Annotated in this window: 24 protein-coding genes; 15 read left to right on the top strand and 9 right to left on the bottom strand. The window is 28.8% G+C overall.

The features are described 5' to 3' along the window. Positions 1 to 153: 153 nt before the first annotated feature. Positions 154 to 525 (bottom strand): 50S ribosomal protein L7/L12, encoded by a 372-nt coding sequence (rplL, locus tag EXC46_RS02880; protein WP_027333451.1) that lies wholly within the window; start codon positions 523 to 525, stop codon positions 154 to 156. Positions 526 to 587: 62 nt separating this feature from the next. Next, complete coding sequence (rplJ, locus tag EXC46_RS02885) at positions 588 to 1,085, bottom strand: 50S ribosomal protein L10 (RefSeq protein ID WP_027333452.1); 498 nt, start codon at positions 1,083 to 1,085, stop codon at positions 588 to 590. Positions 1,086 to 1,291: 206 nt separating this feature from the next. Between rplJ and mutM the strand changes: the two genes are divergently transcribed. From mutM to EXC46_RS02900, 3 genes are read left to right on the top strand one after another with little or no spacing between them, the layout of a single operon-like run. Next, complete coding sequence (gene mutM, locus EXC46_RS02890) at positions 1,292 to 2,137, top strand: bifunctional DNA-formamidopyrimidine glycosylase/DNA-(apurinic or apyrimidinic site) lyase (protein WP_027333453.1); 846 nt, start codon at positions 1,292 to 1,294, stop codon at positions 2,135 to 2,137. Then, entirely contained in the window at positions 2,125 to 2,682 is a 558-nt protein-coding gene (locus EXC46_RS02895; RefSeq protein ID WP_044888853.1) for a cysteine hydrolase family protein, read from the top strand. The genes mutM and EXC46_RS02895 overlap by 13 nt, the downstream gene beginning before the upstream one ends. 7 nt (positions 2,683 to 2,689) lie before the next feature. Next, complete coding sequence (locus EXC46_RS02900; protein WP_027333455.1) at positions 2,690 to 2,998, top strand: Smr/MutS family protein; 309 nt, start codon at positions 2,690 to 2,692, stop codon at positions 2,996 to 2,998. On the opposite strand, the gene EXC46_RS02905 is transcribed toward EXC46_RS02900, so the two are convergent. Continuing rightward, positions 2,988 to 3,473: a hypothetical protein gene (locus tag EXC46_RS02905; RefSeq protein ID WP_027333456.1), complete on the bottom strand. Its 486-nt coding sequence runs from the start codon at positions 3,471 to 3,473 to the stop codon at positions 2,988 to 2,990. The two genes, EXC46_RS02900 and EXC46_RS02905, sit on opposite strands and share 11 nt — an antisense overlap. 96 nt (positions 3,474 to 3,569) lie before the next feature. On the opposite strand from EXC46_RS02905, the gene mnmA reads away from it, so the two are divergent. The 12 genes from mnmA to rlmD all read left to right on the top strand — a co-directional run bounded on the left by mnmA (position 3,570) and on the right by rlmD (position 15,824). Then, positions 3,570 to 4,688, top strand: coding sequence for a tRNA 2-thiouridine(34) synthase MnmA (mnmA, locus tag EXC46_RS02910; protein WP_027333457.1), 1,119 nt, complete (start codon positions 3,570 to 3,572; stop codon positions 4,686 to 4,688). 20 nt (positions 4,689 to 4,708) lie between these two features. Next, complete coding sequence (alaS, locus tag EXC46_RS02915; RefSeq protein ID WP_027333458.1) at positions 4,709 to 7,336, top strand: alanine--tRNA ligase; 2,628 nt, start codon at positions 4,709 to 4,711, stop codon at positions 7,334 to 7,336. Then, positions 7,324 to 7,761 carry a Holliday junction resolvase RuvX gene (gene ruvX / locus EXC46_RS02920; protein ID WP_027333459.1) on the top strand — a complete coding sequence of 146 codons (438 nt, stop codon included), beginning with the start codon at positions 7,324 to 7,326 and terminating at the stop codon, positions 7,759 to 7,761. The genes alaS and ruvX overlap by 13 nt, the downstream gene beginning before the upstream one ends. After that, positions 7,761 to 8,465: a BC85_0335 family putative methyltransferase gene (locus EXC46_RS02925; RefSeq protein WP_084262934.1), complete on the top strand. Its 705-nt coding sequence runs from the start codon at positions 7,761 to 7,763 to the stop codon at positions 8,463 to 8,465. Before ruvX ends, EXC46_RS02925 begins: the two co-directional genes overlap by 1 nt. Positions 8,466 to 8,530: 65 nt before the next feature. After that, on the top strand, positions 8,531 to 9,007 hold the full coding sequence (greA, locus tag EXC46_RS02930; RefSeq protein ID WP_027333461.1) for a transcription elongation factor GreA: 477 nt from the start codon (positions 8,531 to 8,533) through the stop codon (positions 9,005 to 9,007). Positions 9,008 to 9,052: 45 nt separating this feature from the next. Next, the gene (locus tag EXC46_RS02935) at positions 9,053 to 10,138 is read left to right on the top strand and encodes a M42 family metallopeptidase (RefSeq protein WP_027333462.1); all 1,086 of its coding nucleotides are present in this window, start codon (positions 9,053 to 9,055) and stop codon (positions 10,136 to 10,138) included. A 132-nt stretch (positions 10,139 to 10,270) separates the two neighbouring features. Further along, positions 10,271 to 10,483 carry a YneF family protein gene (locus tag EXC46_RS02940; RefSeq protein WP_129622203.1) on the top strand — a complete coding sequence of 71 codons (213 nt, stop codon included), beginning with the start codon at positions 10,271 to 10,273 and terminating at the stop codon, positions 10,481 to 10,483. 108 nt (positions 10,484 to 10,591) lie between these two features. Next, positions 10,592 to 12,697, top strand: a complete 2,106-nt coding sequence (locus EXC46_RS02945; protein ID WP_129622180.1) for an MYPU_1760 family metalloprotease — start codon at positions 10,592 to 10,594, stop codon at positions 12,695 to 12,697. After that, positions 12,687 to 13,268 carry a chromate transporter gene (locus EXC46_RS02950; RefSeq protein ID WP_027333465.1) on the top strand — a complete coding sequence of 194 codons (582 nt, stop codon included), beginning with the start codon at positions 12,687 to 12,689 and terminating at the stop codon, positions 13,266 to 13,268. The genes EXC46_RS02945 and EXC46_RS02950 overlap by 11 nt, the downstream gene beginning before the upstream one ends. Beyond that, positions 13,262 to 13,975, top strand: a complete 714-nt coding sequence (locus EXC46_RS02955; protein WP_027333466.1) for a chromate transporter — start codon at positions 13,262 to 13,264, stop codon at positions 13,973 to 13,975. Before EXC46_RS02950 ends, EXC46_RS02955 begins: the two co-directional genes overlap by 7 nt. 9 nt (positions 13,976 to 13,984) lie before the next feature. After that, positions 13,985 to 14,527: a 16S rRNA (guanine(966)-N(2))-methyltransferase RsmD gene (gene rsmD, locus EXC46_RS02960; protein ID WP_027333467.1), complete on the top strand. Its 543-nt coding sequence runs from the start codon at positions 13,985 to 13,987 to the stop codon at positions 14,525 to 14,527. Then, positions 14,511 to 15,824: a 23S rRNA (uracil(1939)-C(5))-methyltransferase RlmD gene (gene rlmD, locus EXC46_RS02965; RefSeq protein ID WP_044888860.1), complete on the top strand. Its 1,314-nt coding sequence runs from the start codon at positions 14,511 to 14,513 to the stop codon at positions 15,822 to 15,824. Before rsmD ends, rlmD begins: the two co-directional genes overlap by 17 nt. Positions 15,825 to 15,995: 171 nt before the next feature. On the opposite strand, the gene EXC46_RS02970 is transcribed toward rlmD, so the two are convergent. The 6 genes from EXC46_RS02970 to EXC46_RS02995 all read right to left on the bottom strand — a co-directional run bounded on the left by EXC46_RS02970 (position 15,996) and on the right by EXC46_RS02995 (position 22,763). Next, positions 15,996 to 17,162 carry a Cof-type HAD-IIB family hydrolase gene (locus tag EXC46_RS02970; protein ID WP_027333469.1) on the bottom strand — a complete coding sequence of 389 codons (1,167 nt, stop codon included), beginning with the start codon at positions 17,160 to 17,162 and terminating at the stop codon, positions 15,996 to 15,998. Between the two features lie 81 nt (positions 17,163 to 17,243). Then, complete coding sequence (gyrA, locus tag EXC46_RS02975; RefSeq protein ID WP_027333470.1) at positions 17,244 to 19,874, bottom strand: DNA gyrase subunit A; 2,631 nt, start codon at positions 19,872 to 19,874, stop codon at positions 17,244 to 17,246. Between the two features lie 143 nt (positions 19,875 to 20,017). Next, a complete protein-coding gene (locus EXC46_RS02980) occupies positions 20,018 to 20,428 on the bottom strand; it encodes an MscL family protein (RefSeq protein WP_027333471.1) in 411 nt (136 codons plus the stop codon). 84 nt (positions 20,429 to 20,512) lie between these two features. Continuing rightward, the gene (locus EXC46_RS02985; protein ID WP_052353002.1) at positions 20,513 to 20,860 is read right to left on the bottom strand and encodes a hypothetical protein; all 348 of its coding nucleotides are present in this window, start codon (positions 20,858 to 20,860) and stop codon (positions 20,513 to 20,515) included. 2 nt (positions 20,861 to 20,862) lie between these two features. Further along, on the bottom strand, positions 20,863 to 21,927 hold the full coding sequence (locus EXC46_RS02990; protein ID WP_044888855.1) for a nicotinate phosphoribosyltransferase: 1,065 nt from the start codon (positions 21,925 to 21,927) through the stop codon (positions 20,863 to 20,865). A 113-nt stretch (positions 21,928 to 22,040) separates the two neighbouring features. Further along, positions 22,041 to 22,763 (bottom strand): MAGa3780 family membrane protein, encoded by a 723-nt coding sequence (locus EXC46_RS02995; protein WP_027333472.1) that lies wholly within the window; start codon positions 22,761 to 22,763, stop codon positions 22,041 to 22,043. Between the last annotated feature and the right edge of the window lie 308 nt (positions 22,764 to 23,071).

Genomic DNA, 23,071 nt, shown 5'->3' on the forward strand with positions numbered 1-23,071 from the left:
CTAAATAACTTTAAATGCTTTTTTAAATATTATACAAAATTTAGCGCTTAAGGGGATATACAGTAGTTAAAGTTTGCTTAAAAGAGTTTAAAAAGTTCAAAAAAAATCACATAATCGAAACTATGTGATTTGTATGTCATTATTTATTGAAAATTATTCAACTGAAACATCAGCTCCAGCTTCAACTAAAGCAGCTCTCATAGCTTCAGCTTCTTCTGGTTTAACGTCTTCTTTAAGAACTGCTGGTAATGAGTCAACGATTTTTTTAGCGTCCATAAGTCCAACATTTAAAAGATCTTTAACTACTTTGATAATAGCAACTTTTTTACCGTTATCTGCTTTTAAAACAACTTTAACGCTTGATTTTTCTTCAGCTCCACCTTCAGCTGGTGCTGCAGCAACTGCAACAGCTGCCATAGGGTCGATTCCGAATTCTTCTTTCATTGCCTCTACAAGTTCCATAACTTCTTTAATTGACATTTCTTTTAATGATTCAATAAATGATTCTTTTGTTAATTTAGCCATTTTTAATCCTTTCTTAATAACATGGTTATTTTAATGATTTGTTAATATAATAAAATTTAAAATTATTCTGATTTTCCTTCACTAATTAATTTAAGTGATAATCCCACTTGTTGTAAAGGTGCCATCAATGAACGAGCAAGAATTCCAAGTGCTTCTTCATATGTTGGAAGTGAAGCAACTGTTTTAACACCAGCAGCATCAACAACTTTACCTTCAAATGTTCCGGCTTTGATCACCATTAATTTGTGTTTTTTAGCAAAACTTACTAATAATTTAGCAGCAGACATTTCATCATTTTGAGAAAACGCGAAAATGTTTGGACCTACCAAGTGATCAGCTAAATCAGAGTATCCAGCTTTATCAGCAGCAATTTTAAATAATCTATTTTTGTAAACTTTGATTTCAACACCAAGTTTTTTAGCTTCTTTTCTAAATTCTTGAAGTTCAGCAACAGTTAATCCACGGTATTCAGCAAAAGCAAGAGCTTGAGAATCTTGAATTTTTTCAACTATTTCAGCAACAACTTCTCTTTTAGCTGCTTTAAATTTTGATTCTGACATTTGAGTGCCTCCTTTCAAAATTAATTAAATAAATGCAATACAAGAAAACTTAAATTTTAGGAAATATACATTAGGTAACAAATTAAGCCAATGCAGTTACTGTCTTTATGTATTGCTTATTAATTATAATCAAAAAGTTTGGAAAACAAAATCTTTTATTGATTATTTTAGATTGCAAATTTTGTTGTAATGTTACAATTATTTATATGCCAGAATATCCAGAAGTTACAGTCGTGACTAACTCATTAAGAAAGTTAGTTAAAAATGAAAAAATACTCAAAGTAGAAGTTCTTAATCCTAAATTTATTCATAATACAACAGTTGATGATTTTGTTTTTAGTGTTACTAATAAAACTATTTTAAATGTTCAAAATTATGGTAAATTCATCGAATTTGATTTAAGTGATAAATTTAGAATCTTTTCACACTTAAGAATGGCTGGTAAGTTTTACGTTTATGACTATAATCAAGCCAATTTAGATAAAAATAATAAACATAATTATGTTTATTTTTATCTATCAAATAATAAAGTGATGATTTATAATGACGCAAGACAATTTGGTGGTTTTGAATTAATTAAAAATGATAATACTAAAACACTTGTTGAAATTAAAAAGTTAGCAGAATTACCTGGAAAAATTGATGTAGATGAACTTTACCAAAAGCTCCAAAAGAAAAGAATAAGTATTAAGTCAGTTCTTTTAGATCAAAATTTAATTTTAGGAATCGGTAATATTTATGCTGATGAAGCTCTTTTTGCAGCAAATGTTTATCCAATGCGCAAATGTAATGAAGTTACTAAAGATGAACTTAAAACAATCTTGGAAAATGCACAAAAAATAATGGACGAAAGCATCAAACATGGTGGAAGTAGCGTACATACCTATCAATCAGTTAACTCGAAACAAGGTACATACCAAGATAAACTTAAAGTTTATGGTAAGGGTGAAAAGAAATGTCCAAAATGCAAAGATGGATTCTTCAAGAAAGTCAAATTAGACTTTAAAGAAAACGGAAGAGGAACAACTTTTTGTCCAATATGTCAAAAGTAACACAAACTAATAGCAAAGCTATTTTAGTAATTGATATGATCAAAGGCTTTACCGAAAAAGGTAGCTTGTATGATCCCAATATCCAAAGAATCGTAAAACCAATTGCTAATTTTTTAAAAATAAACCAAAATGAAGATATTTATTTTATTTGTGATGCACATTCAGAATCTGATTTAGAAATGCAAAATTATCCACTTCACTGTTTAAAAGGAACTAATGAAAGTGAAATTGATGACCAATTAGCTAAATTCGCAAAACCAAATAAAATTTATTTCAAGGATACAACTAATGGATTTCACCATTTTCCTGTTGAAATTTTAAAAAAATACAAGGAAATTGTTTTTGTTGGTTGCTGCACTGATATTTGTGTCTTGCAATTTGTTTTATCATTAAAAACATATTTTAATAAAGAAAAAATTCAAACTCAAATTGTAGTTTATGAAAATTTAGTAGATACCTTTAACTCCGAAACACACAATCGTGATCTTATGCATGAATTTGCTTTAAGACTAATGGAAAATGCTGGAGTTAAAATAAAAAGATAGGAACAAAATGAAAAGAGTTGATTTACATGGTCTAGAATCAGAAGAAGCAATAAAAGAAGTAACTTTGGCTCTTTTAGATTTCGAAAGAAACAAAGTTACTCAAATGTTAATTATCACAGGTAAAGGAACAGGAATTTTACAAACAGTTGTTGGTAATATTTTAGACAAAAAAGGAATCAAATATACATTAGTTAATAATCATGGAGCTTTTTTAATAGAACAACAAAATTTCATTTATACTCAAAACGATGATTTCGATGATGATTTTGCAGATGAAGAAGAAATAGATGATTTGTTCAATAATTTTAAACTTTAATAACTTGGTAAATTGGATTTTGGTCATTTTTTTGATCAAAATCCAATTTATTTACTTTACATTTCCCGCTTTCAGGAAGTACAACAAGAAAATATGCAAAAAGATCTTGCGCATCTTTTAAATTAATTTCACAAAGCTTTTCTCCTTGTTTTACTTTATTAAAAAGTGATTTTGATAAAACAATTTCAAAATCCATTTTTAAATCAAAATAAATTAAAATTTTAAATCCTGCTTGTGTCTCGATTATGAAACCGTTTTGATGAGGGAAAATCGTTTTCAAAACTCCTTCAACAGGAGATAAAATCTCAATTTTATTTTCGCTAGCAGATGTTTCAAAAGCTAATGAAAATTCATCTTCTGTGAGATTATAAAAAAGTGAGTTTTCGTCAGTTTTTAAACTACGAACTTTTGTATTTGCAAGCGAATAAATATTGCTTTGAGAATTATTTTTGAAAAAAGATTTAAAGAGATTCATTTTTAGCCCTTTCGTTTTGAGTTTTTATGAAAAATTTTATAATTACAAATAATTATATGTAAATAATATATTTTTCCCGCAATTTAAGGAGATTTTATGAAAAATAAAAGAGTAGTAATCGGGATGTCTGGAGGTGTCGATTCTTCGGTGGCTGCTTACTTACTAAAAAAACAAGGATACGAAGTGATAGGTCTTTTTATGCGGAATTGAGATTCGATTTTAAATAATGATATTTTAGGTAACGAATCGATTTCCCAAGATATTTGCCCGCAAGAGCAAGACTATCAAGATGCTTTAGCGGTTGCTCAAAAATTAGAAATACCACTTGAAAGAGTTGATTTTGTCAAAGAATATTGAGACAACGTTTTTGAAAACTTTATTGAAGAATACAAAAAAGGAAGAACACCAAACCCTGATATTCTTTGCAACAAATACATTAAGTTCAATTCTTTCGCTAATTATGCTTTTGATGTTCTAAAAGCTGATTATATTGCAATGGGCCACTACGCTAAAGTTGAAAACGGACACTTATACCGTGCAAAAGATCAAAATAAAGATCAAACATATTTTCTAGCGCAACTTTCAGAAGAACAACTTCAAAGAGTTATTATGCCACTTGCAGATTTAGAAAAACCTGAAATTAGAAAAATAGCCGAAGATTTAGATTTAATTACTGCCAAGAAAAAAGATTCAACTGGGATATGTTTTATTGGAGAGAGAAACTTCCGTGACTTCTTACAAAATTACATCCCTGCGCAAGATGGTGACATTGTAGATATTACAACAGGAAAAATTGTTGGTAAACATGTTGGTTCGTTCTATTATACAATCGGTCAAAGAAAAGGGCTTAATTTAGGCGGAATGCAAGAACCTTATTATGTATGTGGAAGAGATGTGTTTAAAAACATTATTTATGTTGCACCAAGCTCACAGATGCATTATATTGAATCAAACAACTTAATTGCTAGTCAATTAAATTTAAATAACAAAGATTATAATCCACAAAATCTAACTGCTAAATTTAGATATCGTCAAGAAGATACAAAAGTTACAATTGAAATTTTAGAAAACAATCAAATTAGAGTATTTTATCCTCAAACAGCTCAAGCTGTTACTCCAGGACAACAAGTTGTTTTATATGATGGAGACAAATGTATTGGTGGTGCAGTAATTGAAGAAATATACTTTGATAACAAAAAAATAGATTACGTTTAATTATGATAAGAGGAGACAAAATGACATCAAAAGAAATTAGACAAGCATGATTAGACTTTTTTGAAAGTAAAAACCATTTAGTGGTACCTTCAAAAAGTTTAGTTCCACAAAATGACCCATCTTTACTTTGAATCAACTCAGGTGTTGCGACACTCAAAGATTATTTTTCAGGTAAAAAAATACCACCTTCAAAAAGAATTGTAAACTCACAAAAAGCAATTCGTACTAATGATATTGAAAACGTAGGAATTACAGCAAGACACCATACCTTTTTTGAAATGTTAGGTAACTTTTCAATTGGTGATTACTTTAAAAAGGAGGCAATCGATTTTGCTTTCGAGTTTTTAACTCAAAAATTAAAGTTAGATTTAAATAAATTATATTTCACATACTATTTTGAAGATTTAGAAACAAAGCAAATGTGAATGTCACATGGTGTTGAAGAATCACACATGATTCCCGGTACTAAAGACACAAACTTCTGAGAAGTTGGTTCAGGACCATGTGGGCCTAACACAGAAATTTTTTATGATCGTGGTGAAAAATATGATGAGAGAGGAATTGTTCTTCTTCAAAAAGATATCGAAAATGATCGTTATATCGAGATTTGAAACATAGTCTTTTCAACCTACAACTCAAACGGTGAAGGTGAATATACTGAATTAAAACAAAAAAATATCGATACTGGTGCAGGTCTTGAGAGAATTGTATCGATTATGCAAGATGCTCCAACAAACTTTGATACCGATTTATTTTTACCAATTATCAATGAAATAGAAAAATATACCAAGTATAAATACGAAATTCAAAACTACTTTACTAAAGATCCAAAGCAAACAGAAATCAACTCTTGTTTTAAAGTCATTGCTGACCATATGAGAACTGTAGTAAACGCTATTGCTGATGGAGCAAAACCTTCAAACGTAGGACGTGGTTACATTTTAAGAAGATTAATCCGTAGAAGTGTCTATAAAGCAATGCAACTTGAAATTTATGAACCATTTTTATATAAATTAGTTGATGTTGTGAAAGAAAGTTTACCTTTTGAATATGATACCTTTCCTATTCAAAAGATTATCAAAGATGAAGAACTTATATTTAGTAAAACAATTGAAAACGGTAAAGAATTATTAAATAATTTTATTGAAAAAGATACAAAAGTATTCCCTGGTGAGCTTGCTTTCAAATTATTTGAAACATATGGTTTCCCTATTGAATTAACAGAAGAGATTTTATCTCAAAAAGGAATTCAAATTGATTTAGCTGGTTATGAATTAGCTAAAGAAAAACATGCTGAAGCTTCAAGAAACTCAAAAATTTCAGGAATGGATAAAGTAATTAACTCATTGACCTTAATTAAATCCAAAATTGATAAATTTGTAGGTTATGAAACAACACATAACAAAACTAAAATTTTACATTTATTAGACACTGAAAAAGAAATTGAAAGTTCAAGCGAAGTTAGTTATGTAATTCTAGCTGAAACTCCATTTTACGCAACTAGCGGTGGTCAAAAACATGACCGTGGATATATTCTTCAAAACAAAAATAAAATAATCATTTTAGATGTTTTTAAAGACAAATTTGGAAATCACATCCACAAAGTTGAAGGAAAAATTAATGTTAAAGATCTAGTTGAATGCTTTGTTGATGAAGAAATTAGATTAGGTCTTGAAAGAAACCACTCAGGAACACACTTATTATTCTCGGCATTAAGAACAATTTTAGGGTCTCAAATAAAACAATTAGGTTCAGATAACAATGAAGAACGTTTAACTTTTGATTTACCAGCAGATAAAAAACCTACTGATGAAGAAATTGAAAAAATTGAGCAATTAGTGCGCAGTTATATTAAACAAGATGCAACTAGACATTATTTAACAATGACTACCGAAGAAGCAAAAGATATGGGCGCAATCATGACTTTAGAAGAAGCTGAATATATGGATCCTAAAGCAGTTAGAATCGTTCATTTTGAGGGAATTACAGCTGATTTATGTGGAGGAACACACCTTTCAAATTCTGCTAAATTAGAAAACTTCAAAATTACCAACGTAGAGAAAAAAGCCGCCGGAGTTTATAGAATTAGAGCTATTTCATCAAATAATTTAGTTAATGAATATTTAGAAAATGAAATTGATAATTTAATTGTCGAAGTGAATAAAGCATTAGAGAAAAATGAAAAATTAAGCGCTGATTATAAATTTGATTTAGAAATTCCTAACAATAAAGAAGAAGCAATTAAGTACCTTCAAAAAGCTTTATTGAAGTTAAAAGAAGATAACAAAGAATTACATAAACAAAAACTTAATAGTTTTGAATTTAACTACGATGAAATTAAGTTCGATGTTAATGAACCTGTGAAAGTTTATATTAATGAAAACTTACTTAAAGAACAAATTAAAACTGTCGCTTCAACTTTAAGAGAAAAATATCAAGATGCTATTTTTATCTGTTTATCAGATGATCCGCAGCCAATGTTAGTTGTTGCAAGCAAAATTGCAAACTCTAACGAAGTTGCTCAAAAATTATTTAAAGAATTTAATGGTAAAGGTGGTGGAAACGCAATCTTAAGCATGGGTAAAATAAGTACCAAAATACCTAATTTTAAAGATCTAATTCTTGAAAAGAAATTATGAGAAAACTAGGACTTGATTTAGGAACTAAATCTTGTGGATTTGCAATCACTGATCAGGACGAAATAATTGCAACAGGATTAGAAAATTATATGTTTGAAGAGAACAATTTTGAAATGCCACTTGAAAGAATTGGTTTTTATCTTCAAACTTATCCAAATAAAATCGATGGAATCGTACTTGGTTATCCACTTAAAATTAGTGGTGAAAAAAGCGAGAGAACTTTGATGGTTGAAGCTTTCAAAAAATTAATTGAAGAAAAATACAACATTCCTGTTTTACTTGTGAATGAACAATATTCGACAAAAAAAGTTACAGAAGTTCTCATCAACGCAGGTTTAACAAGACAAAAACGTAAAAAACATAAAGACAAACTTGCTGCTCAAATAATTTTGCAAGATTATTTAGAATATTATAAAAACGCGTGAGGAAAATAATGATTTTTAAAAATACAATGTTAATGCTTAATGAAACGGCACAAAAATCAGGTTCGCCAAAAGGCGCTAACGCTTTGTTAATCTCTGCGATAGTTGTTTTTGTGCTCGGGATGTTAGCTTATGCCGGAATTCTTTTTTGAACTAAAAGAATTAGAAAAAAATACGATCAAAAAGCTCACCAAGAAGCAATTATTAAAATCGAGTCATTAAGAAATGATGTAGGAATTTTACCTCAAGAACTTAAGAAAATATTTAATTCAAAAGAAAATGACTACGATATTGAAGGAACAATCAATACTATTTATCAAAATAGCTTCACAAATGCACTTGTTGTTTCAAATGATTTATATCCATTTGCTTGCATCAGTCAAAAAACTAAAAACCCTATCTTTTACGAACTTGAAAGTTTTAAGTTTGATGAGTATAACAAAGCAAGAATGAACCCTGAAAATAATTTAGCTAATGAAATTAAACCTTATGAAAATCAAGAATTAGATTTTGTCGCTATTTTTAGCTCAAACCAAAATATAAATGATCTTTATGATAAATATTTTTCTAAATTAAAAGATAATGGAATGCTTTTAGTGAAAATCTCAAATTTCCCTAAACGTGAGATTAATCTTTTATTAAATCATTTAGCACTCGAAAAGAAAAAACATGAAGTTAGTTATTTTGGGACTAAAATTCTTTTTGTTGTTAAATAAATAAAATAAATAAAGCAATTATTTATATATATAGTAAAATAAAAATACTACCAAAAAGGAGTTATATGTCAAATATCGATAACAAATTATATGTTTCTCAAGAAACTTTAGAAAAATATAAAAAAGAATATGAACATTTAGTTAATATAGAACGTCCTGCAGTTCAAGCAGCACTTAAAGAAGCTCGTGCACAGGGTGACCTTAGTGAAAACGCCGAATATGATGCAGCCAGAGATAAACAAGCCGCTGTTGAAGGTCGTATTTCAGAATTAGAAAAAATTATTGATCGAGCTGTTTTGATCGAAAATACAACACAAGAGACTGTCGGAATTGGAACATTAGTAACATTCTTAAATCTTGAAACTAATGAAACAACCAAAGTAAGTATTATGGGGACACACGATACTAACCCATTTGAAGGTAAAATTTCAAACAAAAGTCCATTAGCTGTTGCGATGCTAGGGCACAAAAAAAATGACATTGTTGAAGTTGAAGCTCCTAAAAAATATACAGTTAAAATTCTTGAAGTTGAATTCGCATAAAAGATGTTTCAAACATCTTTTTTTATAAATATATCGAGGTAAAAAATGCAAAATAGAGCAGAAAAATTTAAACAAAGATTAATCAAATATTTAGAAATTGAAGCAATGTCACGTTACGAGGAACCTGTAGCAGAAGAACTCAGAAATAATGTAGCAGCTACTTATCAAATTTCACGTGATAAATTTGGTTCATTAATTATGCATAAACCAAGTAAAAATCCTAATGCTCCAAAAGTTATGATTGCCGCACACATGGATGAAGTTGGTTATATTGTCCGTTCAATTGCAAAAGAAGGACAAATTTTACTTTCTCCAATCGGAGGAATTTGACCAACTGTTGTAGTTGGAACAAAAGCAAAACTAATTACTACAAAAGGTGAAGAATTTCTTGGTGTATTTGGTCACACCTCAATTCACATTATGCAAGCTGAAAAAGTTTCAAAAGCAATCACAAGCGATGAAATCTATGCAGATTTCGGTTTCAAAAATGAGCAAGAAGCAATTGAAAGTGGAGTTGAAATTGGTGATCGTGTTCAACTTTCAGGAGAAACCATTCACTTTAAAAACCCTGATTTAATCGGTGGAAAAGCAATGGATAACCGTGCAGGTGTAACTGTGCTTGAATTTATAGCAAATGAATTAGCAGACAAAGAATTAGATATTGACCTATATCTAGTTGGTACAGTTCAAGAGGAAGTTGGAACAAGAGGTGCCAAAACTTCAGTAAGCATTATTAATCCTGAAGTTGCTATTGCACTTGACACAACATCTAGCCATGACACAATTGGTACAATTAGTGGAACTACAAGATTATTCAAAGGTGCTGCCTTAAGATATAAAGATGGTGGAACATTAATGGATCCAAAATTAGTTAACTTTTTTGAAGAAGTAGCAACTAAACATCAAATTCCTGCCTACCGTTTTGTTGCAATGGGCGGCGGAACTGATGCTCATGAACTTCAATACTCAAAAGGTGGAGCAGCCACAATTACAATTTCTCTTCCACAAAGATACTTACACAGTCCAATTGGTGTTTGTGCAATTAGCGATTTATTAGCTGCAACAGATTTACTTGTAAACTTTTGTAAGGACTTTAATTCAAGTGCTTATGATAAAATAAAATACAAATAAGACTATTTTAAAGTATAATTTTTTATACAAATACTATTTTAAGGAGATGCTATGATACAAAACGTTACTAAATTACTAGCAGATTCAAGTACAACAACCGGTGTTCATCTTGGTACTTGAGAATTCACAATTATGATTATTTTTGTTGTATTAGGTGTTGCACTTATTACTGCATTAATAACTTTTATTGTAGCAAAAAAATACTTTGAAAAACAAATTAAAGAAAACCCACCTATTACAGAAAAAATGATTAGAGTAATGTTTAATCAAATGGGTCGTAAAGCAAGCGAAACACAAATTAGACAAATTATGCGTTCAATGCAAAATGCTAAAGACGAAAAATAATAAACTAAAGCAGAATCTTGGTTAAAACTAGGTTCTGTTTTTCTTTTGAAAAAATCACTAATTTAATCGAAAAAAATAGTTAAAAGTTTAAAATTAATATAAAACAAAATGAAAGGGTTTAAAGATATGAAATTTAAGAAAAAATTGCTTATTTTTGGTGTTTTAACAAGTTTTTCTCCTTTTTTAGCAGCAAGTTTTTGTTCAGCGCCGACTAATAGCTCAAAAAACATTGATGTATCATCCAAAATTAATTCTCCTTTGGTTCTTGAAGCTGATCTTTTTGATGATCCAAACTTAAAAGTTTCTAATCAAATCGGTAAATTAACTCAAAACGATTACAGATTCAAAGATGTCAAGCTAAATGAAAAAGAAAAAGATTTATTAATTCCTTTTGTTGATAAAAAAGAAGTATCAGATTCTTATTCAATTCTACCTAATTCAATTAATGAAAAAGAATTTCTTTTAGCAGATAGTTATACCGAAGAAGCTTTACGTGAAATTAATGAAATAGCTACACCATCAGATGTTATTTCAAAAGATGGAACTAGATACTACGAATATAAAGACCCATTTACCAAAGTAATCTTTCGTGAGTTTGATTTAACTCCAGAACAAAGTAATCCAACTTTCTTTATTGGATCTGAAAATATTCATTTACTTGCCCAAGAGTTCAAACGTAAAGTTCCATTTGGATTAGAAATTTCAGATCTAAAAGCAATTAATATCAATGGTGGTGTTGAAATGAATGATGCATTTAGTGGTTTATATACAGTAGGAAACAAAAACATTTATATTAATGGAAATCTTTTTGCTAACTATGATTTACCAATCTACCACAAAATTGCACTCATTATGCCAACTTTATTCCACGAATATATTCACCACTGGGCTAACTCATATATTTCATGAAATATTTTGAAGCTTAATACTGACTGATTAAACGAAAATTATGATGAAAAACTCACTAAAACTTTTAACGTTTCATATAAGGGTTCTGGTTTAAATCAAAACGGTTTAATCAATGAAAAAGAAGCCTGAAATTATGCATTTTCAAATAGCTTTTTAAAACTTTTAAATTATGATTTCGATAATTTTGTAAGCTTGCCTGAAGATTTATATAATCTTTTTCAACTAGAACCTGAACAAATTAAAACTTTTGTGCATGCCAACTTCACATTACCAACAATTTGAAAATTAGCTAACTTTGAAATAAGAGGGGGAATTTCAGAACAAGATCTTGAAAGAAAATACTATTATGATGGATATTATAATTTTTATCATACATTAAGAGATTTATTATATTTCTATTCAATGACCGAACTTGTTCCACGTGAATATAGTAAATTTGCGTATGAATCATATTACAACATCAATGAAGACCGTAATGATAAAAACACCTATATCAAAATGGATGATAACAAGATTTTCTTCTCATCTTGATTCGGAAACTTTGATTACGAGCCAGATAAAAACAAAAAAATAGTAAGTAATTTTAAAATTTCAACAAATAATTTAGATTGATCTAAAACATTTTTAAATGGAGTGTCAAATCCAAATAGAGCTGGAGTGTATATTCAAAATTCTTCAATGTTTCCTAACAACCCTTTCAAAATTTATGATTTTAAATACTACACAGAAGATGGATTAGAAATTTTAGATGAAGAAAGATCTAATTCAAGAAGCATTCCTTTCTACCAAACTTTCCTAAAAGCAATGGGATATGGTAAATCAATTGCATTTCTAAATCGAACAAGTAAAAATAAAGTTCAGCTTGGTGGTTACTTAAAAGATCAAAAATACAAAGGTTTTGCTATTTTAGATAAAAATAACAAACTAAAACAAACTGTTAAATTCAAATATAACTCAATTTTCAATTTCTTTGGACACTATGATTTTGATAAAGGAGCTAGATTAGGTGAAAATAATCAAGATCGCGAGGCACAACTTAATAACCGCCTTTATCCAGTTAACAAGTTTTATAGTTACCTTACTGAAAGTTCATTTAACTTAACTACTGATAGTCAAATTTACATGTGAGAAGATCTAAATAATAATGGTATTTTTGATAACGGTGAAATCGACTATGATTTTGAATTCACACTACCTGAAACAAGATATGTAACAACTAAAAGATCATATAACACATCAAGTCAGACTTTAGTTATTACAAATGATCCAAAAAATAACAAGAAAGTGGTAGTTCATGCAGTCTAAAAAAATTTCATTTCTAGCTGTCTTTCTTTTTATTCTCAAAATTTCATTTATTGGTTTTGGTGGTGGAAATGCAATTATGCCCGTGATTAAAAGCGAGATAGTGAAGCAAAAAAAATGAATAACAAGCGAAGAATTTGATCATATTTTAATTGTGACAAATAGTCTACCTGGCGCTAGTGTAATTCAAACTATTTCATATATTAGTATTAAGCTACTTGGAAAGTTAAAAGGCATTCTTGTCACTTTAATAGCTTTTATCCCTCATTTAATTTTTGCGCTGCTCATTTTAAAACTCTTTAAATTTGTACCACTTAAATATATCAATTACATCGCAATTGGTACTTTAATTTCAATTATTGTTTTGCTATTTAATTTTGGAGTTAGTTATCTTAAACAAGCCAAAACCACAATCAATTTACCAGTTTGACTTGCTATTTTTGTTTTTACATTCACATACAATATCTTTATTCCGGCACCATTTAACTTACCAGTTATCCCAATTGTTTTACTAATTATTACCTACTCTCTTTTCTATTTCTTAAAAAGAAGAAAGGAGAATAAAGTATGTTAATTGCACTTTGTATATCACTTCCTTTTTTGATTTTAATTAGTTTAATTGTTTTTGGTGGCGGACAAGTTTTTATGCCTTTATTTTCATGACTTTGGAATTTATTAGCTGATAATTTTGGAAGTCAAATTGATAATAATTTAATCAATCAAGTTTTCACCGTTTCAAATTCAACACCTGGAGTTGTATCCACTAAATTTGCCTTTTTAACAGGGTATTTAGTTGCAAATGGTGCTTGGTGAGGGTATTTAGCAATGTTTCTTACATACTTTATTTTTTGCATGCCTGCAATATTTAGTATGTTAATTGCAATGAATTATCTAAACAAATTTAAAACTAATACTTATTTTCAAAATTTGATCATTCTATTTAAGCCTTTAATTGCTGGAATAATGTTTTCATTAGCAATTCAACTTTTACTTTCGATTAGTATTCCGCAGTATTACTTTAACAAAAGTTATCAAAATTATTTTGGAAGCGTTCCGCTTAAAAATGTATCACCAGGTTCACTTTTAGACTTATTTAACACAAGTAGTAAAATTGGTCTTGTTAGAACTTACTTGTTATATATATTTTTAATCATTGCGGCCATTCTATCATTTATTTTATTTAAAAAGAAAATCAAACTTATTTTTGTAATTGTAATCAACATATCACTTGCAATAATTCTTTTGGAATTTTTATCAAAACTTATTGTCAAAATTATATAAAGGAGAAATATGCTCAGAATAATAGCAGGAAAATATAAATTTAGAAAACTTAAACAACCAGATCAAAATATAACTAGAGCCACAACAGATAAAGTAAGAGAAGCTGTTTTTAGCAGTTTACAATTTAAAATCATAGACAAAGATTGTCTTGATTTATTTAGTGGAAGTGGAGCTTGAGCTATTGAAGCTATGAGTCGCGACGCTAACTCTGTGCAAGCAATTGAATTAGACAAAAAAGCCTTTCGAATAATTCTTGAAAATATCGCTTCGGTAGGAGAGCAAAACATTCATGCTCTCAACATGGAGGCTTTAAGTTATTTAGTCAAAACTGATCGCAAATTTGATTTTATTTTCATCGACGCTCCTTTTAAAAGATTTGATTTAGTAAATGAAGCTCTCGAAATTATTGTAAGCCGCAATATTTTAAACGATGATGGTGAAATAATTATTGAAACTGATCAGAAGAAGGAAATTGTTCTACCAGAGCACTTAAAAGTATTTAAAGAAAAAAGACATGGTAGAATTGATTTATTATATGTTTGCAAAGCCTAACTTAAATGATGAATTAATAGTTGAATGTAATGAAATAAGTTACGAAGGATTAGGGGTTGTCAAATTCGAAAATTTTACAATTTTTGTTTATGACTTATTTCCTGGCGAAAAAGCAAAAATTAAACTTTTTAAAACCCAGTCTAAAATTGCTTTTGGATATGTTTTAGAATTATTAACAAAATCAAGTTCTAGAACAAATGTTTTGCTAAATACTGTTTTTAGTGCGCCACTAATTAATCTAAAGTATAGTGAGCAAATTAAATTTAAAAATGATTACTTATTTAATTTACTTCAAAGAAACTTAAAAACCGATTTAACTCAAAGTGGTATCTATCAAGAATTTACTAGTTCATTAGCTCAATACAATTACCGAAATAAAATTAGGTATGATTTATCTTTTAATAGCACAAGAGAAAAACTAGAAGCAATTGAATATTTTCCAAAAAGCAAAACAAAAATACCAATTAATAACCAAAAGCTCAATAAACAAGTGCTAAATGATTTATTAGCACAATTTTTAGAACTTATCAATCAAGTTGTTTTAGATAAAAATAAACTTAATTTATATCAAACAATCACGCTCCGTACAAATAACGAAAATAAAGTTAGTGTATTACTTAAAATTCACAACGATTATGATTTACCTCAAAAGCTCGTAACAAAACTTCAAGAAATACCTAATTTAATCGAGCTTTCAGTTGAGAAGAAAAACCAAATTAAAACAATCTTTCAAAAAGAAGAATTTAAACTTGAGCTTAATGATAAATTGTTTGAAATTAAGCAAAATTCATTCTTTCAAATCAATAATGAAGTTGCTTCAAAAATATTTGATAAAGTAAAAAAACTTAACAATAATTCATACGATTATTTTATTGACCTTTTTTGTGGTGTTGGTGTTATTTCTATTTTGTCGGCTTTAGAAAACCAAAAAGTAATCGGAATAGATAATGAAGCTTCTTCGATTCAAAAAGCTAAACAAAACGCATTAAACAACAATCTAAAAGATTTTAAATATATTTGCGGCGACGCTTTCAAAATCATTAGTAAAGAATATCAAAATTGAAAAAATCCTCTTTTTGTTGTTGATCCTCCACGCGCTGGTCTTGGAATTGATTTTGTAAAATGAATTGCAAAGCAAAAAATTCATAATATTATTTACATTTCTTGTGATCCAAGAACACTAACAAGAGATTTACAAGAATTTGAAAAACAAAAATATAGCATTAAGAAAATCCAAGGTTTTGATATGTTTCCTAATACGCACCATATTGAAACTGTTGTTGTGTTAGAAAAATAAAAATAAACAATTTTAATAAGTTAAACAAAACATTATTGCCTACAAACCAGCTTTAAAAGTTGGTTTTTTTGTTAAGCAAATTGTTGAATTTTCTGTAAAATTTACCTTTGCTCCTAAAAAAACAACAAAAAAGTCAGCAACTGCAAGCTGACTATTAAGTTTGATAAAAATCTATTGTTTTTTGTCTAGGACTTTATTTACAAAATTAGCAAATCAAGGAGTATTGTGATCATCGCATTCGAATAAAGAATGTTTTCTTGTTTCAACAAATCCATTCGCCATTGCTCCACTGTATTTTGCTTGAATAAACATTGAAATATCATTTTCGCTATCACCAAACACAATTGTGCGTTCTAAATTAAGACCTTTTGTTTTCGCTAAATATAAAAGTCCATTCCCTTTTGAAGCATCCTTGTGCATAATATCGTACATATCATGTCTTGAATAAACTCCATGCATATTTGGAAATTTATTTGCTAAAATTTCCATTTCAGGTAATGATGAACTTGGTCTGCTTTCAGTTAAAATTAAAAATTTCGAAATTTCATGATCTTTAGGATTAAATGTTTCATCAATATCTGTATAAAAATCTGGTCTTAATGCATTATAATATTTTCTTTGGCTGAAAAAATCAGTTGCATCAGTACAATGTCCATACATTTTTTTAGCTGTATAAATTACAAATTCAAAATTCTCTTTCATTAAAAAATCAAAAATAACTTGAGCATCATGTTTTTCGATTGCCATAAAGTGAACCATTTCTTTAGTGTGGTTATCATAAATCATAGCTCCATTTGCAGCTACAATGGGATAATCAGGCTCAATTTGAGTTAAAACTCTTTGTAAGGTAAAGTAAGGTCTACCAGTACAAATAGCAATCTTTTTGCCTTGTTTTTGAAGTTCTTGTATCATCGCAAGATTCTCTGGAACCGGCTTGCTTTTTTCATCTAAAAGCGTACCATCCATATCAAAGACAAAATTATCAATATCATCTAAATTGATCATAGTAAGCTCAAATTCAACACCGATAACTCCATTTTCTTTTTCTTGTTCTTTGGTATAGTAATTATACATTTGCTCATAATTATTATCATTAGCTGAATCAAAGCCTAATTTATTAGGTTCAAGAGCTTCAAAAAGCATTTTAAAAGTAGGAAAATTGTGAATTTTTGTAATTTTACCTAGTAATAATTCATTTGTTGATTCGTTTTTAATTTTAATTAAATCATTTGTTTTTAAATGTCTTCTTCTTGTCGAATTGACTCTAATTTCAATTGTTTTGGTTCCATTTTTAATTTTGTTAAATCACTTATTTTCAACTGCAAATTCTTTATACATTCCTTCCTCTTTTCTTTGTGTTATTATTTTACCAATTTGTAGTTTAAATAGTATAAAAAAGTGCCCAAAAAGGCACTAATATTATTCATTTGATTTAAGTACATCAATTGCAACAATTTCATCATTTTCACGTAAATTAATAATTTTAACACCTTTGGTATTACGTGATGTTTGTGAAATTTGTTCGATTTTAGTTCTAATTGTAATACCGTTTGCTGTAATAATTAATAATTCATCTTCTAAATTCACGAAACTTGCAAAAACTAAATGTCCAGCTTTTTCAGAGTTAATTCCTGTTGTACCTTTCGCTCCTCTTTTGGTTAATCTATATTCTTCATGTGGTGTTAATTTACCAAATCCTTTGCTTCCGATTGATAAAATATATGAACCATCTAAATTAGAAGAACAAGAAATAACTTTTTGATTATTTGTTAAGGTAATAGCTTTAACCCCGAGTGCATTTCTTCCTAATGGACGAACATCATCTGCTTTGAATTTAACGATATTTTTATCATTATTAGCTACTAAAATTAAATCATCATCACTTAATTTAAAGGCTCTAACTAATTTGTCACCCTCATTAAGTTTAAATGCATTAAGTCCATTTCTTCTAATATTTTGGAAAAATGATAGTGAAGTTTTCTTGAATAAACCTTTTTCAGTTACAGTTCCTAAATATAAATTGTCTGAATATTCAGCAACATCTAAAATTGAAATAATTTTTTCTCCATTTTCAACTTCTAATGAAGGAACTACATTAATAAGTGGAATACCTTTAGAATTTTTTGATCCTTCTGGTATTTGGTGAGCTCTAATTTGGTAAGCTCTTCCAAAGTTTGAAAAGAGAAGTAAATCAGTATGTGTTGAAGTTTTAATAATCATTGAAATATCATCATTATCGTATGTTTTCATTCCGATTGAACCAATACCTCCACGGTTTTGAACTGAATAATCTTCAAGATTGATTCTTTTTACATAACCGTTAACACTTGCTGTAATAACAATTTCTCTTTCAGGAATTAAATCTTCATCTGAAATGATTCCTGCATTAGATTCATCAATTTTGGTTCTTCTAGCATCACTATATTTGTTTTTGATAACTGTAAGTTCATCAACGATTGTGTCAATTAACTTTTCTTCTGAATTAAGAATAGATTGAAGTAATTCAATTTCTTTTTGTAATTCATCAATTTCTGCATTCATTTTCTCGATATTTAAACCTGTTAATCTTCTGAGGTTCATATCTAAAATTGCTTTAGTTTGTTTTTCAGTTAAACTAAATCTTGATGCCAATCTATCTTGAGCTTCTTGGTCTGTTTTGGAGCTTTTGATAATTGCTACAACTTCATCAATATTTGAGATAGCAATTTTTAATCCATCTAAAATATGTGCTTTTTCTTGAGCTTTATTTAAATCAAATTGTAATCTTCTAGTTACAACTTCTTTTTGGTGTTCTAGGTAAATTTCTAAAACTTGTTTAAGGTTTAAAAGTTTAGGTTCACCTTTAACTAATGCGACCATGTTAACGTTAAAGTTGGTTTGTAGATAAGATTTTTGATAAAGTTTATTGAGTAAAATATGTGGATTCACACCTTTTTTAACATCAATAACAATCCGAATTCCTTCTCTATTTGACTCATCTCTTAAATCAGAAATACCCTCAACAACTTTATCTTTGTGTAATTCAGTTATTTTTTGAATTAAAAGAGTTTTCTTGATTGCATAAGGTATTTCACGAACAATGATTTTGCTTTTTCCGTTCGCTAATTCAATAACTTCTGTCTTTGAACGAACAGGAATTTTTCCTTTTCCTGTTTCATAAGCATCTAAAATACCTTTAGTTCCTAAAATTGTTGCACCCGTTGGGAAATCAGGTCCTTTAATATGTTCCATTAATTCACGAACTGTAATTTCTGGATTACGAGCTAATGCAATTGTTGCATCAATAGTTTCGCCTAAATTATGTGGTGGAATTTCTGTTGCCATACCAACAGCTATTCCTGTTGCTCCAGAAACAAGCAAGTTTGGAAAACGTGAAGGTAAAACAGAAGGTTCGATTTCACTAGCATCATAGTTATCGACAAAATCTACTGTATTTTTCTTAATACCATCTAGCATTTCAGCAGATAATTTTGACATTCTAGCTTCTGTATAACGCATTGCGGCTGCTTCGTCACCATCAATTGAACCAAAGTTACCATGCCCGTCCACAAGTGGATAACGCATTGAGAAATCTTGTGCCATACGAACCATCGCTTCATAAACTGAACTATCCCCATGTGGGTGGTATTTCCCTAAAACATCCCCGACAATTCTTGCACTTTTACGATGTTGACTTCCTGGTGTTATTCCAAGTTCTGACATATCATATAAAATTCTACGGTGAACTGGTTTTAAACCATCTCTTGCATCTGGTAAAGCACGCGAAACAATAACACTCATTGCATATTCTAAAAATGAATTTTTCATTTCAGAATCGATGATAACAGGTTCTAATCCTTCAGTTGGCTCAAGAATAATTTGAGAAGTAACTTGATATTCATCAAGATTTTGTGGTGCTTCTTCTTCCTCTACTTCTTCAATAATTTCTTTTTTCTTTTTACCAAAAACAACTCTTTTGTCATCATCATATTCAAATTCTAATTCTGTGATAATGTGTGCTTTATTTTCTTCTACATCATTGATTTTTTTGTTTTTTTCTTCGTTTGTCATAGTTAATTCACCGCCTCATTTTTAATAAAATATTTATATTTTATTAAAATTATACATTTTTCAAAATAAAAATTAAGTAATTATTTGAACAAAAAATATGCTAAAAATAGCATATTTCTATTGTTTTTTATAAATTTAAAGTTTTATTTTTTAATATTTTCGTTAAGTTTTTGTAATTCAGCAAGAATAAGCTCTTCTGTTGTAGGAGCCGGAGCTGCTGGTGCTGGAGTAGGGTTTTTAGCTTCTTTTTTAGCTTTAACGTGATTTGCAACCACAAAATATCCAACAAGTAATACAAAAAGCATTAATGAAACGATGATAAATGTAAGTAATGCAGCTAAGAAGTTACCAACTCTTACTCCGCCATATACCATGTTTTTAAGTTCATCGAACCCAAGTAATTTAGAAATTGGAGCCATGATGATATCATCAGCTAATGATTTAACTAATGCACCAAATACAGTACCAATTAATAAACCAATTGCTAAAAGTAAAATGTTTCCTTTTTTGAAAACTTGTTTAGCATCTTTCATTGCGCTTTTAATTTTTGACATAAAGTCTCCTTAATAAGTGTTTGAATAATAATTCGTAATATATTTTACAATGAAATTGTAAAAAACAAAATAAAAAAGCGTTATTTACTTAAATAACGCTACAAATCCAAAGATTGAAATTAAAGCAAAAACAATTGTTAAAAATAATGGTAAATTGTATTTCATTCTTTCTCATGACGGAAGGAACATACCTGTATCTTCGTATTTAACGTTTTTTCTTCTTGGATTTTCTTTTATAAAATCATCAAGTTGCGCTTGTTTATATTCACGCATTTTTTTAAGTGAATAAGTTCGATAAATTACAAACGAAATGATTGATAAGAATAAAAATAGTAAAAAAATTAAAATTGAAAGTCATAAAGGCAAGATTTTAACATCAACATGAATTTCATCTGCATTTGTTGCTAAAAGGTTAGTTAGGCTTGCAATCATAATTAGTTATTTCCTTCCTTTTGAAAATGCTTTAATAAACGTTTTCAAAATGTTAAACGAGGCTTATTATAAGTGATTAAATTTGAATTTTCACGATAAGAGCGACCTTCTTTAGCTTCTTTTTTACCATTTAAAATCGTTGCATCAGCTGAAAAGCTATTATTTAGTTTAAAAATACTTTGTCCAACACCATAATAGTCAACAGGAACATTCAGATTTTCGAAAAGTTCAATTTTTTTATGATCAAAACCACTTGAAACAACTATTTTATAATTAGTTGCTCCAGCTTCATCTAAAGCATTTCTGAGTTTAATAACTTGTTCTGGATTAACACCTTTTGGCGGATTAGTTTGTCCATCGAACATATGGTCAATCATATTCTTACTCGTGTCGATTCTGACTCCTCAAACTTTATCTTTAAGAGCTTCATAAACTTTTAAAGAATCACCAATAACATCATTATGATAATCAACAAGAGCAATTAATTTAGAATCAGGAAAATGCTTGTGAAAAGCTTTTGTAGCAGCTACTACATCTCCACCAAAACCTTGAAGTAAGATGTGTGGCATACTTCCAAAAACGGCTTCTTCGTCATTTTTAGTCATTTGCTGTGCAGGTGTTGAAACAATTGTAATTCCACCAAGAGCAACTGCTTTTCCGTCAATTTCTTGGTTAACAAAATGATCAGCACGATCTCCCATAAAAATTACTTCTTTGTTTCTTGCTGCTTTTTTACATCTATATGCATTTGTAGCAATTGAAGTGTATCTAGCTAAAATTCCGTCTATCATTCCTTCTCAAATACCGAAATACTGATATTGACCTGTCAGTTCTAAAACTACATCTAAATTGTTAATTTTAGATCCATCTGGTAAATATTTAATTGTATATTTTGAAGTATCAGTCACTCTTTCAAGAAGTTTAAGAACTTCATCCATACCGGCTAAAATCGAATCATCTTTTCTTTGGAAAAATTGTAATGTAATAATATTATTTGGTTTTTCTTGTTCTAAAATTTTTTTTGTTTTGTGAAAATATTTAGCTATATATTGTTCTTCTTTAAACATAAAGCTCCTTTAAATAAGATGTCTTTTAACTTAAATTATACATTAATCTCTTTTTGTAAATAAAAAAGAAATAAACAAACCAAAATAAGAATAGCATCTTAAATATAGTTTATTTATTTCTTGTGATCTTTTTGTTTTGCTAAATATTCATCTCTTAATTTTTGAACTTCTTGCATTGCTTTTTGGTAATTATCATGCTTGCTATTTGTGTCTTTACTCTTCTTGTTTAAATTATTTTTAATTTTAATAATTTCATTTTTTCAAGTAATTAGATTTTTAATATATTTTGTTTCAGGATTAACAAAATAAAGTTTTTTCACTTCTTCACCTGGACGTGAAATTCTTAAAATTTGACGTAATAAAAACCCAAAAATTGGTGCCGTAAAGAAGGACATTAAAATTAATAAAATATTTAAAATTACTTTAATAAAGACAATATCACCAGGATAACCTAAAGGATGGTTAAAACTTACTAATTGATAAATTACTATACCCCTACTCAATTCAGTCGGAATTGAGGTGGTTCCAGGTAAATCGGAGTTAATTTCTAAAAATTTATATCCAAAAACGTAAGTTGGAACAATTAATAAAAGGAAATATAAAAAAGGATAAAGAGAATAACTTCAAATACTCATGTTTGAGATTTTAATTCTTTTACGCTCATAAGTTAAAGTTGATAATCCTAAAATTGGCGCAATAATATGCATCACAATCGATTTCATTTTTTGATCAAAAATCAGATTATTAAAAGTTGACGGTACCATTGCTACTCCAACTCAATATGCTAGCCCAACAATTAAGATGTAAACCATTGCAGCAAAATAAAATTTTTGCATTCTTAAAGATTTACGAGCAGTTGGAAAAAAACTAAAACGACACCCATATAAACATTAGTTAGGAATGTAAAAAAATAAGTTGATCCACCTCAAAATAACTGCACAGCATTAGGGTAAATCACACGCGAAAGCGAAACTTCTTGTGTGCGAGTTAAGTAATTAGATTGTTTGAGATCCCTGATAATTGAATTAATTTCAGAATAACCGGTATAAGCACGTGTCGAAACCATATACCATTCGAAAAAAGTAAAGTATAAATAAGTAAAAAGTAAGGTAAAACCAATTGTGAAGGTAATTCAATCGTAAAA

The organism is Mycoplasmopsis glycophila, assembly GCF_900660605.1.
In the GTDB taxonomy this organism is placed as follows: Bacteria; Bacillota_I; Bacilli_A; order Mycoplasmatales; family Metamycoplasmataceae; genus Mycoplasmopsis; species Mycoplasmopsis glycophila.